Origin of the sequence: Halomonas sp. CSM-2 (genome assembly GCF_002119345.1) — a bacterium.
In the GTDB taxonomy this organism is placed as follows: domain Bacteria; phylum Pseudomonadota; class Gammaproteobacteria; order Pseudomonadales; family Halomonadaceae; genus Vreelandella; species Vreelandella janggokensis.
In genome coordinates this window covers 147,326-160,128 of sequence record NZ_NBYR01000002.1, presented here as the reverse complement: position 1 = coordinate 160,128, position 12,803 = coordinate 147,326, and the positions used below count along the sequence as shown (strand labels likewise).

At 58.7% G+C, this 12,803-nt stretch carries 12 protein-coding genes and 2 tRNA genes; 10 read left to right on the top strand and 4 right to left on the bottom strand.

All coding sequences use genetic code 11. From position 1 onward, the window contains the following. Position 1 precedes the first annotated feature (1 nt). From B7L15_RS02245 to hemA, 4 genes are read right to left on the bottom strand one after another with little or no spacing between them, the layout of a single operon-like run. Complete coding sequence (locus B7L15_RS02245; protein ID WP_085917422.1) at positions 2 to 502, bottom strand: Lrp/AsnC ligand binding domain-containing protein; 501 nt, start codon at positions 500 to 502, stop codon at positions 2 to 4. Between the two features lie 22 nt (positions 503 to 524). Further along, entirely contained in the window at positions 525 to 1,379 is an 855-nt protein-coding gene (prmC, locus tag B7L15_RS02240; protein WP_085917421.1) for a peptide chain release factor N(5)-glutamine methyltransferase, read from the bottom strand. Next, entirely contained in the window at positions 1,379 to 2,467 is a 1,089-nt protein-coding gene (prfA, locus tag B7L15_RS02235; protein WP_085917420.1) for a peptide chain release factor 1, read from the bottom strand. The genes prmC and prfA overlap by 1 nt, the downstream gene beginning before the upstream one ends. Then, complete coding sequence (hemA, locus tag B7L15_RS02230; protein WP_085917419.1) at positions 2,464 to 3,777, bottom strand: glutamyl-tRNA reductase; 1,314 nt, start codon at positions 3,775 to 3,777, stop codon at positions 2,464 to 2,466. Before hemA ends, prfA begins: the two co-directional genes overlap by 4 nt. Positions 3,778 to 3,978: 201 nt before the next feature. Between hemA and B7L15_RS02225 the strand changes: the two genes are divergently transcribed. From B7L15_RS02225 to B7L15_RS02180, 10 genes are all read left to right on the top strand, one after another. Further along, positions 3,979 to 5,733, top strand: a complete 1,755-nt coding sequence (locus B7L15_RS02225; protein ID WP_085917418.1) for a tetratricopeptide repeat protein — start codon at positions 3,979 to 3,981, stop codon at positions 5,731 to 5,733. A gap of 63 nt (positions 5,734 to 5,796) precedes the next feature. Further along, positions 5,797 to 6,450 carry a lipoprotein insertase outer membrane protein LolB gene (gene lolB / locus B7L15_RS02220; protein WP_085917417.1) on the top strand — a complete coding sequence of 218 codons (654 nt, stop codon included), beginning with the start codon at positions 5,797 to 5,799 and terminating at the stop codon, positions 6,448 to 6,450. Between the two features lie 10 nt (positions 6,451 to 6,460). Continuing rightward, on the top strand, positions 6,461 to 7,309 hold the full coding sequence (gene ispE / locus B7L15_RS02215) for a 4-(cytidine 5'-diphospho)-2-C-methyl-D-erythritol kinase (RefSeq protein ID WP_085917416.1): 849 nt from the start codon (positions 6,461 to 6,463) through the stop codon (positions 7,307 to 7,309). A gap of 29 nt (positions 7,310 to 7,338) precedes the next feature. Next, positions 7,339 to 7,413 (top strand) — tRNA-Gln (locus tag B7L15_RS02210). Positions 7,414 to 7,471: 58 nt separating this feature from the next. Beyond that, positions 7,472 to 8,413, top strand: a complete 942-nt coding sequence (locus tag B7L15_RS02205) for a ribose-phosphate pyrophosphokinase (RefSeq protein WP_175474729.1) — start codon at positions 7,472 to 7,474, stop codon at positions 8,411 to 8,413. Between the two features lie 96 nt (positions 8,414 to 8,509). Then, on the top strand, positions 8,510 to 9,172 hold the full coding sequence (locus B7L15_RS02200; RefSeq protein ID WP_085917415.1) for a 50S ribosomal protein L25/general stress protein Ctc: 663 nt from the start codon (positions 8,510 to 8,512) through the stop codon (positions 9,170 to 9,172). Positions 9,173 to 9,331: 159 nt separating this feature from the next. Further along, positions 9,332 to 9,916 carry an aminoacyl-tRNA hydrolase gene (pth, locus tag B7L15_RS02195; RefSeq protein WP_085917414.1) on the top strand — a complete coding sequence of 195 codons (585 nt, stop codon included), beginning with the start codon at positions 9,332 to 9,334 and terminating at the stop codon, positions 9,914 to 9,916. An 82-nt stretch (positions 9,917 to 9,998) separates the two neighbouring features. Continuing rightward, complete coding sequence (gene ychF / locus B7L15_RS02190) at positions 9,999 to 11,090, top strand: redox-regulated ATPase YchF (RefSeq protein ID WP_085917413.1); 1,092 nt, start codon at positions 9,999 to 10,001, stop codon at positions 11,088 to 11,090. A gap of 104 nt (positions 11,091 to 11,194) precedes the next feature. Further along, positions 11,195 to 12,622, top strand: coding sequence for a membrane-bound lytic murein transglycosylase MltF (gene mltF, locus B7L15_RS02185; RefSeq protein WP_085917412.1), 1,428 nt, complete (start codon positions 11,195 to 11,197; stop codon positions 12,620 to 12,622). Between the two features lie 61 nt (positions 12,623 to 12,683). Then, a tRNA-Met gene (locus tag B7L15_RS02180) sits at positions 12,684 to 12,760 on the top strand. Positions 12,761 to 12,803 lie beyond the last annotated feature (43 nt).

The window sequence follows — 12,803 nt, the reverse complement described above, 5'->3', positions numbered from 1 at the left end:
GCTACTTTTCCTCGAATTCCTCAAACTCAGGCACATGCAGGCTGAAGCTTTCTTTTACCTCCTCCATGACCACGTAACTCTTCGACTCCTTGACGCCCGGCAGGGTCAGGACGACATCACCAAGCAGCTGGCGATACGCCGACATTTCCGGAATACGGCATTTTAAAATGTAATCAAACTGCCCTGAGACCAGGTGACATTCCTGAATTTGCGGCAGTTTTTCGACGGCGCGTCGGAATTCATCGAAAACGGCGGGGGACTGGGTTTCCAGACTTATCTCGACAAACACCAGTAAATTCGCCTTGAGTGCCTGAGGGTCGAGAATCGCTTGATAGCCGCGAATAATACCGGCTTTTTCAAGACGCTTGACCCGCTCCAGGCAAGGAGTGGTCGACAGCCCCACCTCGGTGGCCAGATCCACGTACGAAATTCGCGCGTTTTCCTGCAGACAGCGCAGAATTTTCAAATCGATGCGGTCCAGCGTTTTGTTTTTTGCTTTCATGGCAGGATCCATTACTGAAGAATCAGGCGGTAGTTAAAAAGCCTAGCGTAACGCGTTCATGGCCTCCGAGGTCGCGAACCGTTTCAACGTTTTGATAGCCCGCTACCCGCATGGCCTCGCGAAGTTCGGCGGCTTGATCATGGCCATGTTCAAGCATCAGCCAACCCGAATCGGCCAGGTAAGCCTTTGCCGTGACGATGAGATGCAGCAAATCAGCCATGCCATCGGCGTCGGCCACCAGGGCAGACGCCGGCTCAAAACGCACGTCTCCCCGTTTCAAATGTGGATCATCCGCCGCTATATATGGCGGGTTGGCGACAATCACATCGAAAGCTGCCGTTTCACGGGGCACAGCAAAGGCGCTAAACCAGTCACTTTGCTCGAAACAGGCATTGCCAAGGCCCAGCTTTGCGGCATTTTTTTGCGCCAGCGCGACGGCGGCAGGGAGCAGGTCGACGCCGGTCACCTGCCAATCGGGCCGTTCACTGGCAAACGCCAGGGCAATCGCGCCCGTTCCAGTACCGATATCCAGCAAACGGCCCTGAGGCTGTGCCGCGCGGCTTAACGCCAACGCCACCAGTGTTTCGGTATCGGGCCTGGGAATCAGTGTATCCGGCGATGTCATGAGGCGCAGACCCCAGAATTCGCGTTCTCCGGTCAAGTAGGCCACGGGATAGCCCTGGGCGCGGGCAGCCACAAGCGCATCGAATCGCGCCTGTTGCCAGGTTGAACAGCCTTTATCCCCCCAGGTATACAGCCAGGTGCGGTCACGTTGGATAACATGCCCAAGCAACACCTCGGCATCCAGCCGCGCACTGGGCGAACCTGCCCGCACTAGCCGCTCCGTTGCCTTTCGTAGCAGCACATCCAGGGTCATCAGGCACCCTGCAGGGCAGATAACTGCTCCGCCTGATACTCGTGCACCAGCGGGTCGATCACGTCATCGAGCTGCTCGCCGCTAACCACTTCGGTCAACTTGTAAAGTGTCAGGTTGATGCGATGATCGGTAATCCGCCCCTGGGGAAAGTTATAGGTGCGAATACGCTCACTGCGATCCCCCGAGCCCACCAGCGAGCGGCGGGTATCGGCCTGGTCCTGGCGCTGTGCGTCCTGGGCACTTTGCTTCAATTTGGCCGCCAGCAGTGACATCGCCTTGGCACGGTTTTTATGCTGGCTGCGCTCTTCCTGGCATTCCACGACCACGCCGGATGGCAGGTGGGTAATGCGAATCGCCGAGTCGGTAGTGTTGACGTGCTGACCGCCCGCCCCGCTTGAGCGGAAGGTATCGACGCGCAGATCACCGGCATTGATATCCACATCACCAACATCGTCGACTTCGGGCATCACGGCCACGGTACACGCCGAGGTATGGATACGCCCTTGGGATTCGGTGGCAGGGACGCGCTGAACACGGTGCGCCCCCGACTCAAATTTCAGCCGGGCGTAGACGCCATCACCTTTAACTCGGGAAATAATCTCTTTATACCCGCCTTGCTCGCCATGGCTGGCACTCACCACTTCCACGCGCCAACCGCGCTTTTCTGCATACCGGGAATACATGCGAAACAGGTCACCGGCAAACAATGAGGCTTCATCGCCGCCCGTTCCCGCGCGGACTTCCAGGTAGACGCCACGACCATCATCAGGGTCCTTGGGCACCAGCAGTCGCTTGAGTTCAGCATCTAACGCGTCCAACTGCCCACGTCCGTCGTCGATCTCCATCTCAGCGAGTTCGCGTATCTCGGGGTCGCTGTCCTGGCTAAGCTGCTGTGCTGCGTCAATATCGTTTTCGATTCGGCGATAGCGCTGCCAAGCCCCCACCAGCTCATCAAGTTCGGCATATTCGCGGGAGTAATCGCGAAACCGCTGCTGATCCTGGATCACCTCAGGGTCAGACAACAGCATCGACAACTCTTCAAATCGGTCGGCAAAGCTATCTAAACGTTGGCGCAGTGTTTCTTTCATGCGGGCGTATCATCCTTCTGGCGATTGGCCGTCGATGTCGAGGGTTTCTCAAAGGCTGGCTTGGGCGGCATTAACAGGCGCGGTGCGGCTTCCAATAGTGCGTGATCTTCCTGAGACGCCGCATCGCGCAGCGTTTGTGTCGGCTGGTGCATCAGCCGGTTGGCCAGTTGGTGAGCCAGACGCTCGACAACCTTTGTCGGGTCCTCGCCACGCGCCAGCCGCTCAAGGGCCTGATCTCGCGCTGTATCCCTCAGCGACTCCCCATGGCGGCGATAACCACGAATAAGCTCGCCACCATGGCGAATACGCCGCTCATGCTGCCAGCCGCTAACGCCATGCTCAATCAGTGACTCCGCCTGATCAGCGGCCACCTGACGATGGCGACGGTTTTCCTGAATAACCTCTTCAAGGTCATCAACGGTATACAGGAACACATCGGCGAGGTCGCCCACTTCGGGCTCGATATCCCGAGGCACGGCAATATCGACCATGAACACCGGGCGATGACGACGTTTCTTGAGGGCACGCTCGACCATTCCCTTGCCTAGAATCGGTAGCGGAGACGCCGTGGAGGAAATCACGATATCCGCTTCTTCCAGCGCCGCCGGGATCTCCGGCAGGGTAATCGCCGTGCCGCCGAGCGGCGCTGATACCTGCTCGGCGCGCTCACGGGTCCGGTTGGCTACCGTCAGCTTTCGCACCCCGGCTTCATGGAGGTGTCGGGCGACCAGTTCAATAGTCTCGCCTGCCCCGATCAACAGTGCTTTTGAACGGCCAAAATCATCAAAAATCCGGCTGGCCATGCTGACCGCCGCATAAGCGACTGACACAGGGTTCTTGCCGATACCGGTTTCTGTGCGTACCTGTTTGGCCACGGCAAACGTATGCTGGAATAGCCGTTCGAGCTCGCTGCCCAAGCCTTGGGCTTCACGGGCCTGTTGATAGGCTTCTTTGAGTTGACCAAGAATTTGCGGCTCGCCAAGCACCATGGAATCGAGCCCCACAGCAACCCGCATCAGGTGGCGAACCGCCTCATTATCCAGGTAGTGGTAGGCACAGTGGGCCAGCTCATCGACCTTTAACTGATGAAAGCGGCTCAGCCAGTCAAGGACGGCTTTTTCGCCTGCCGCGTCAGTCACGCAATACAGTTCTGTCCGGTTGCAGGTCGACAGTACCGCAGCCTCACTGATTTGCGGGAGGGCACGCAGCTCCATCAGCGCGTGGTCGAGCTGCGCCGGTGTAAAGGCAACCTGTTCGCGCACGGCGATGCTGGCGGTGCGATGATTAATTCCCAGGGCAAGGAGCGTCATGGGTTAGGCGTCTTCGCTAGTGTGTCGGTCTTCACGTCAATTTGGGCTTGCTCAGGCAAGTCTGGACAGAGATATGAGGGCTAAACGCCGCACGATAAAGTGCACTATCTTATCACAGCACAGAATGATCTGGCGCACACCACTTTGCCGCAGGCAGGCAAGCCGCTATGCTGAGCACTCGGCCAACTGATTGAGATCCGCATGCCACTACGTCTGCTACTATTTTTCCTGGCCACCATCACGTTATCCGTGAGTGGCTGCCAATTGTCGCCCAATGCCAACGACGAGCGGCTTTCATTAACTGCCGACCCCATGGATAACGCCCCGCCTGTTACGCAGGGACTGGATGCTGCTGGCTTGAGCACGCTGCTGCAAGCAGAGTTTGCCGGGCAGCGCGGTGACTTCAAGCGGGCCAGCCAGGGTTACCTTGAGGCTGCCAGACGCTACGGCGCCGAAGCACTGGCTGAGCGCGCCACTTTTGCCGCCCGTTTCAGCAACGACGAAAGCCTGATCGAAGAAGCGGCGCAGAGCTGGCAAACCCTGAACCCTGAGGCCGACACCCCCAATCGACTTCTCGCTGCGCTTTCGCTGCAGCAGGGCAATTGGATGGCAAGCCTGGAGCGCCGACTGGCCTTGAGTGAGGCGAATCAGGATGGCGAACTCACCGGTTTCGCCGAAACCGCCATCGCCGAACAGGGCCCTCTCAACCGGCTGCTAAGCCGCCTTGTCGAGCATTTGAATCAGGCCTCGTTCAGTGACCCGGCACAACAAGCCGATGCCCTGCTAGCGGCGGCGCTCTGGGAAGCGGCACTCGGGCGCACTGAACAAGCTCGTGACTATCTTGACCAGGCCTCAGGCTTGAGCGAGCGTCCCTCCTTGCTGCTGGTAGAAGGCCAACTGGCGTTTGAAACCGGCAACCCCGGCCAAGCCCGCCAGGTTGCCCGCCAAGGCCTGCAGGAAAACCCCGATGATGTGCGCTTTTTATTACTGTTGGCTCAGGCCGAGATTCGACTCGACAACCTTGATGCGGCCCAACAGCAGACCGACGCCCTGCTCGATCGACACACAGGCAGCGATGCGTTACGGGTCGCCCTTGCCCAGCTCTATCTGGATGAGGGCCACCCCGACCCCGCACAGCGGCTTCTTCAGCCACTAATGGGCCGGGATGACACACCCAACCTGGCCTACTATTTACTGGGCGTGATTGCCCAGTCTAAAGGCGATACCGACAACGCACTGCTTTACTACAGGCAGGTCGACAGCGGTGAGGAATTCCTGCCCGCTCGCGCCACGGCGGCGCAAATGCTCATTGATGACGACCGGCTCATCGACGCACGTGCTTTTTTACGTGTCGAACGCATGCGTCACGACGATTACTTCAGCGAACTGGTCAAACTGGAAGTGCAACTACTCGACGAAGTGGGCCGCACCAATGATGCCGACACTCTTCTTACCCGTGAGTTGGCACGCACGCCAGACGATACCGACCTACTTTACTTCCGCGCGATGCGCGCCTGGGAGATGGGCGATGTTGAACAAATGGAGGAAGACCTGCGCCATGTGCTTCGCATCGAACCCGACAATGCCGTGGCGCTGAATGCGCTGGGATATACCCTGGCGGATCTCGATCTTCCCGGTCGTCTGGAAGAAGCCCGCGAGTTGATTGAGCGCGCCTATGCGCTTGACGGCGACAACCCCGCGGTACTCGACAGCCTTGGCTGGGTGTATTACCGCCTGGGCGATGCAGAGAAAGCCCTCCCCTGGCTCGAAAAAGCCTATGCGCGCATGCCCGACCAGGAAATTGCCGGCCATCTTGCCGAGGTGCTGCATGCCTTGGGGCGCAGCGAAGAAGCACGCCAAATCATCCGTGATGTACAGCAACGCACCCAGGACCATCCGACGATTGATGGATTAATACAGCGTTATCCCGAACTCGACCCAGCAAACGACCTCTAAAACATCTCCGGCGCTTACCCTCTCGCGACAGCCGTTGACCGATGAACTGACAAGGAGTCCGACATGCCCACTATTGCTTCCACCTGTATACCGCCCCATCCCTTGCGCCGGGCATCGAGGCTTGTGGCCTGTGCAGCGGCATTATTGCTCGCCGGGTGCGCCACTCAAGTCCCCCAGGACGAAGGCAGCCGTCAAGCCGGTGACTGGGACGCCCAGGAAGACCGGGTCAATGACTTTGACACCTGGACGCTGGTTGGCAAGGCCGGGTTGCGCACCCCTGATGAAAGCACCAGCGCCAACCTCGACTGGAACCAGCACCCACATTATTTCCGCATGCTGATCAGCGGTCCTTTTGGCGGTGGACGTAACGTGCTGGAAGGACGCGAGGGGCGCTTTACCTTGTCCAACAGCGAAGGCCGCTTCGAGGCCGAAACCCCCGAAGCCCTCATGGAAGAACAATTAGGCTGGGCACTGCCTGTCAGCGCCATGCCCGACTGGGTACGTGGCCTGCCCGGCGGTAATGATAACTACCAGATGGAAACCGACGAATTCGGCTTCCCCAGTCATTTGGTCCAGGCCGGCTGGGAAATCGATTATCGCGACTGGGAGCGATTCGAAGGCATGTGGCTACCGCGCCGCCTGGTGATGAACTACGACGTTATCCGCATCACGCTGGTCGTTAACGAATGGCGCTCCACAGACGAAGAAGGCCAGTAAGCCAAGCATTATGACAACCCTGACGCTGCCTGCGCCCGCCAAGCTGAATCGGCTTCTACATATTACAGGTCGCCGTGAGGACGGCTACCATCGTCTGCAAACGCTGTTTCAGATTATTGATTTATGCGACCAGCTAACCATCACCTCCCGCGATGACGGCGTAATTCAACTGACTAGCCGCATGCCTGGCGTCGCCGCCGATGACAACCTGATCGTAAGAGCTGCCCAGCTGTTACAAAAGGTGAGCGGCACCCGCCTGGGTGCCACGCTGACCCTGGACAAAACGTTGCCCATGGGCGGTGGACTGGGCGGCGGTAGTTCCGATGCGGCCACGACACTCGTTGGCCTCAACAAGATCTGGCAGCTTGGGTTCTCGCTTGACGAACTCGCCGCACTTGGGCTTCAGCTAGGCGCTGACGTCCCTGTCTTTGTTCATGGCCACACCGCCTGGGCCGAGGGCGTTGGTGAACAGCTCACCCCGGTGGGTCTCGACACCCCCTGGTTTGTGATCATTCACCCCGGTGTCAGCGTCTCGACACAGGCAGTATTCCAGGACCCGCAATTGACACGCGACAGCCGCCCCATTACTATGGCGCGCGCACTGCAGGGGGGAGCGTCGGAGTGGCGCAATGACTGTGAAGCGGTGGTCAAACAGCACTATCCAGCCATTGCACAAGCCCTAGACTGGCTATCACAGCATGCACCAAGCTGGTTAACCGGCACGGGCGCCTGTGTGTTTGCAGCATTCGAAGATGCGCAGACGGCACACGCAGTTGCCGAAGCAGCGGGCCATCATGGCTCCGCCTGGGTAGCTCGCGGACTCAACACCTCTCCTCTACATGATGCTTTGGGCTGTTGAATCGCCCGGTCATCGCATTAGGTCATTACTGGGGTATAGCCAAGTGGTAAGGCACCGGTTTTTGGTATCGGCATTCCCAGGTTCGAGTCCTGGTACCCCAGCCAGCCTAACGCTGACCTGCGTTTTCCTCCCTGAACCCCAACACTGCAAAGGTGGCTGCGCGTGTCAAAACTGATGGTTTTCGCCGGGAACGCCAATCCCGAACTCGCTCAAAAAATTGCCGAGAGCTTGGACAGCCGTATGGGTAACGCCACGGTGGGCCAATTCAGCGACGGTGAAATCGCGGTCGAGATCAATGAGAACGTGCGCGGTAAGGATGTCTTCATCCTGCAGTCCACCTGTGCGCCGACTAACGACAACTTGATGGAGCTGATCCTGATGGTCGACGCCCTGCGGCGCGCCTCAGCCACTCGCATCACGGCCGTGCTGCCCTACTTTGGCTATGCCCGCCAGGACCGCCGAGTGCGTTCGGCACGGGTGCCCATCTCGGCCAAAGTGGTCGCCGACATCATGGTCAAGGCCGGGGTTGATCGCGTCATGACCATGGATCTGCACGCCGATCAGATCCAGGGCTTCTTCGACGTACCGGTCGATAACGTCTATGGCTCGCCGATTCTGCTCGACGACATCGAGCGTCAGAACTACAGCGATCTGGTCGTCGTATCCCCCGATGTCGGCGGCGTTGTGCGTGCCCGCGCCATCGCTAAACAGCTTAATGCCGATCTGGCCATCATCGACAAACGCCGCCCTCAGGCTAACCAAGCCCAGGTGATGCACATTATCGGTGAAATTGAAGGCCGTACCTGCGTGGTTGTCGACGACATGATCGACACCGCCGGTACGCTGTGCAAAGCCGGTGAAGCGCTGAAAGATCACGGTGCCAAGCGCGTCGTCGCCTACGCCACGCACCCGATATTATCCGGCCCTGCCGTCGACAATATCACCAACTCAGAACTTGACGAAGTCGTGGTGACCGACACCATCCCGCTTTCCGACGCAGCGCGGCGGAGCGGTAAAATTCGTCAATTGAGCGTTGCTGGCCTGATCGCGGAAGCCATCCGCCGCGTCAGCAATGAAGAATCTGTCAGCGCGATGTTCCACTAATCGCCTGACATCACAGCCCGCTTACGGGCTCCTGGGGACGTCGTCGTCTGGTCGCGGACGGCGGCGTTTCCTTACTCAAAACCAAGAGGCAATTCCATGTCTGATTTTAGCTTGAAAGCCAGTGTTCGTAACGACCTGGGGAAAGGTGCGAGCCGCCGCCTGCGTCGTGCGAACGAACAGGTACCGGCCGTTGTTTACGGCGGTAACAAAGACGCACAGTCGATCGCCGTTGAAAAGACCGCTTTTTACAAGGCGATTGAAGACGAATCGTTCTTCTCCTCGGTCATCACGCTCGTGATTGACGGCAAAAACGAGCAGGTCGTGGTACGTGACCTTCAGCGTCACCCCTACAAGCCGCTGCTCACCCATGCCGACTTCCTGCGTGTTGACGCCACCCACGAAATCACCATGAACGTGCCGTTGCACGTGACGGGCGAAGAAGCGTGTGTCGGCATCAAAGACCAGGACGGCGAACTGCACGTTCTCGCTAACGAAGTGGCGATCAGCTGCTTGCCGAAAGATCTTCCTGACTACCTGGAAATTGACATCAGCAATGTCGAGGTCGGCACCACGCTGCACCTGTCAGACCTGACCCTGCCGGCGGGCGTCACCTCGGTTGACCTGTCTCACGGTGAAGATCACGACAACGCGATTCTTAGCATCACCAAGATGAAGGTTCGTGCGACTGAAGACGACGAAGATGAAGGTGGTGAAAGCGAAAGCGGCAGTGACGGCGAAGAAGACAAAAGCGCCGAGTAAGCTGTCAGCGTTGGCCGTGCCTGCACGGCCTTCGTAATGTTAAGATCAAGCGCTTCGGCGCTTGATTTTTTTTGCGACCTGCCATGCGTGGCAGACGCCCTCGGGCCGCCGCTGGCACGGCGTCAAAAATTTCTCCCGGAAATTTTTTGGAGGTGGAAAATGAGCCAGGTAACGGCCATCATTGGACTCGGCAACCCCGGGCCGGAGTATGCGACAACGCGCCATAACGCCGGCTTTTGGCTGGTCGATGCCATTGCAGGCAGCGTGCATGGCGAATTGCGTCCGGAAAAAAAGTTCCTCGGGCACTATGCCAAGGTACGCATCGGCGATCAGGACGTACATCTTCTCAAGCCCGCCACCTTTATGAATCGCAGCGGCGCGGCCGTCGCGGCACTGAGCCAGTTTTTCAAGCTTGCCCCCGAGAACCTGCTGGTAGCCCACGACGAGCTCGACCTGCCTCCTGGTCAGGCGCGTTATAAAACCGGTGGCGGCCACGGCGGCCATAACGGGCTGCGGGATATCGCCAGCGCACTCGGCAACCAGAAGCAGTTTCACCGCGTACGGATTGGCGTCGGCCACCCGGGCGACGCACGCCAGGTGACCAACTACGTGCTGGGCCGCGCTGGCAAGGAAGAACAAGCGGCGATTGAACGCGCGATCGAAGAATGCCAGGCAACCTTGCCCATGGCACTGGCCGGTGACTGGGCCAAAGCCATGAATCAGTTGCACAGCTTCAAGCTGTAGCGTTGCCCCCGTAGCTGGCAGCGGGCTGATCTCGTAGAATGGCCATTATTTCTCGCCTACCATTTTATTTCAGGAACACTTTATGGGTTTTAACTGCGGCATCGTCGGCCTGCCCAATGTCGGCAAGTCAACACTCTTCAATGCGCTTACCAAGTCGGGGATTGATGCAGAAAACTTCCCCTTCTGCACCATCGAGCCCAACGTCGGGATCGTTCCCATGCCCGACCCGCGCCTTAATGCGTTGGCCGAGATCGTCAAACCGCAGAAAGTCCTGCCGACCACCATGGAGTTTGTCGATATTGCCGGCCTGGTGGCAGGTGCATCAAAAGGCGAAGGGCTCGGCAACAAGTTTCTGGCCAATATCCGCGAAACGCAGGCCATCGCCCACGTGGTGCGCTGTTTCGATAACGACAACGTGATTCACGTCTCCAATCAGGTCGACCCACGCATTGATATCGAAACCATCAACCTTGAATTGGCGCTTGCCGACCTGGATACCGTCGAAAAGGCCAGCCAGCGGCTGGTACGGGTCGTCAAAGGCGGAGATAAAGACGCTATTGCCACCAAGGCCGTGCTGGATAAAATTCATCCGCACCTCGCCGAGGGGCAGCCGCTACGCAGCTTTGGCTTGAGCGAAGAAGAACAGCTTCAGGTGAAAAGCTTTGGCTTTTTGACGCTCAAGCCCACCATGTATATTGCCAACGTCAATGAGGACGGATTCGACAATAACCCTTATCTCGACGTGGTCAACGAAATCGCCGCTGAAGAAGGCGCTGTCGTGGTGCCGGTGTGCAACCAGATCGAAGCCGAAATCGCCGAGCTGGATGACGAAGAACGCGAGATGTTCTTAAGCGAGATGGGGATGGAAGAACCCGGCCTGGACCGCGTGATTCGCGCCGGTTATGCGCTGCTCGGCCTGCAGACCTATTTCACGGCGGGTGTCAAGGAAGTGCGCGCCTGGACCGTCAAGCAAGGGGCCACCGCACCGGAAGCGGCTGGCGCCATCCATACTGACTTCCAGAAAGGCTTTATCCGCGCCGAGGTGATCGCCTTTGATGATTTTGTCTCACTGGGCGGCGAGCAAGGGGCCAAAGACGCGGGTAAATGGCGACTGGAAGGCAAGGAATACATCGTCAAGGATGGCGACGTGGTACATTTCCGTTTCAATGTCTAGCCCGCAACCAGCCCCCTCAAGGGTAGCGGCGCACCTTAACGACCGATAACCCAGCGTTTAAGCGCCGCCTTCCTGGCGGCGCTGAAGCCTGCTAGGGTTAATCAATGCCTAATTCCTGCTACCCAGATGACCGCACGATTGGTCATACATCCCGATCCAATCGGGTTATTTTCAGCCTTCTGCTCCCGCTGGTCATGCTTTCAGGTTGCGGCCAGAGCGAGACGACGATCACACAGATCGATCCGCCTGAACCGGGCGGATCGCTTAACGTCGTTACCCGCAACAGCGCCACGACCTACTACCTTGATCGCCACGGGAATCCCGCGGGTCCCGAGCACGACCTTGTGGAAGCGTTCGCCCACGCCAACGACTGGGAGGTTGAATGGACACTTGCCGAGTCCACTTCAGGGGTGCTCCAATCTTTGCAGGGCGGTGAGCAACAGCTCGCCGCCGCTGGGCTGACGCACCTGCCCTCCCGGGATGAACACTTCCGCCAAGGCCCCACTCACACCGATATTGTCGAGCAACTGGTCTGTCACCGCGACATGCGCCCCATGCCACGCCAGGTAGAAGAAATGGCCGGGGTCGATATCCGGGTCACGGAAGACTCCAGCTACGCCGCAAAACTGCAGAGCCTGGTCAACCAGCATACGGGCATCGACTTCGAGGAAGATCCGCGCACCACTGAGATATTACTGACCGAAGTGGCCGAGAAGCGTATTGACTGCACCGTTGCCGACTCCAATATCGTGCAGTTGGTCCGCCGCCACTTCCCACACCTGGAAGTGGCCATCAACCTCACCAGCGGCGACCGGCTGGGCTGGTATCTACCCGCCAACCAACAGGCCCTGGCCAATATGGCCGACAGGTGGATGGCAACCCCCGAGGGCCAGGAAAGCATCAACGAGGTGCAGCAACGCTACTACGCCTATATCAGCGAGTTCGACTTTGTTGATCTGCGTGCGCTCAACCGGCGCATCGACGAACGCCTGCCGGACTTCCTCGACCTTTTCCTGGAGGCTCAGGAAGAGACCGGCATGCCAGCCGACCTGCTCGCCGCACTGGCCTACCAGGAGTCGCACTGGGACCCGCAAGCGGTCTCCCCTACCGGTGTGCGTGGCATCATGATGCTGACGCAGAACACGGCCCAATCCCTGGGTGTCGACAATCGCCTGAACCCGGCAGCGTCCATCGATGGTGGCGCCCGCTATCTTGCCGACCGCCATCAACGCCTTCCCGACAACCTCCCCGAACCGGATCGCACCTACCTGGCCCTGGCAAGCTACAACATTGGCCGCGGCCATGTGCTGGATGCGCAAAAGCTGGCCCGGGAGCTGGGCAAAGACCCGAATTCCTGGGAGGACATGAAGGAAGTCCTGCCGCTCAAAGCCGACAAGCGCTACTACCCGCAGACACGCTATGGTTACGCCCGAGGGTATGAGCCGGTGCACTATGTACAACGAATCCGTAACTACCAGGACGTGATTGCGCCCGCCATGCAATGGTTACCGCTATCGGCCGGTGAACCGTAACGCCGAGCATGGCGGGCTTGACGCGGCCAAGGCAGATGCGTATCATGCGCTTCCGTTGAATGGCTACGTAGCTCAGCTGGTTAGAGCACATCACTCATAATGATGGGGTCCCCTGTTCAAATCAGGGCGTAGCCACCAAGCAAATATTAAAAAAAGCCCGCTGACTCTGTCAGCGGGCTTT

Excerpts from the sequence above, each read along its gene's own strand:
- ispE (WP_085917416.1), top strand. The coding sequence starts at position 6,461 with ATGACAACCCTGACGCTGCCTGCGCCCGCCAAGCTGAATCGGCTTCTA.
- hemA (WP_085917419.1), bottom strand. The coding sequence starts at position 3,777 with ATGACGCTCCTTGCCCTGGGAATTAATCATCGCACCGCCAGCATCGCC.
- lolB (WP_085917417.1), top strand. The coding sequence starts at position 5,797 with ATGCCCACTATTGCTTCCACCTGTATACCGCCCCATCCCTTGCGCCGG.
- ychF (WP_085917413.1), top strand. The coding sequence starts at position 9,999 with ATGGGTTTTAACTGCGGCATCGTCGGCCTGCCCAATGTCGGCAAGTCA.
- B7L15_RS02200 (WP_085917415.1), top strand. The coding sequence starts at position 8,510 with ATGTCTGATTTTAGCTTGAAAGCCAGTGTTCGTAACGACCTGGGGAAA.
- prmC (WP_085917421.1), bottom strand. The coding sequence starts at position 1,379 with ATGACCCTGGATGTGCTGCTACGAAAGGCAACGGAGCGGCTAGTGCGG.
- mltF (WP_085917412.1), top strand. The coding sequence starts at position 11,195 with ATGCCTAATTCCTGCTACCCAGATGACCGCACGATTGGTCATACATCC.
- prfA (WP_085917420.1), bottom strand. The coding sequence starts at position 2,467 with ATGAAAGAAACACTGCGCCAACGTTTAGATAGCTTTGCCGACCGATTT.
- B7L15_RS02225 (WP_085917418.1), top strand. The coding sequence starts at position 3,979 with ATGCCACTACGTCTGCTACTATTTTTCCTGGCCACCATCACGTTATCC.
- pth (WP_085917414.1), top strand. The coding sequence starts at position 9,332 with ATGAGCCAGGTAACGGCCATCATTGGACTCGGCAACCCCGGGCCGGAG.
- B7L15_RS02245 (WP_085917422.1), bottom strand. The coding sequence starts at position 502 with ATGAAAGCAAAAAACAAAACGCTGGACCGCATCGATTTGAAAATTCTG.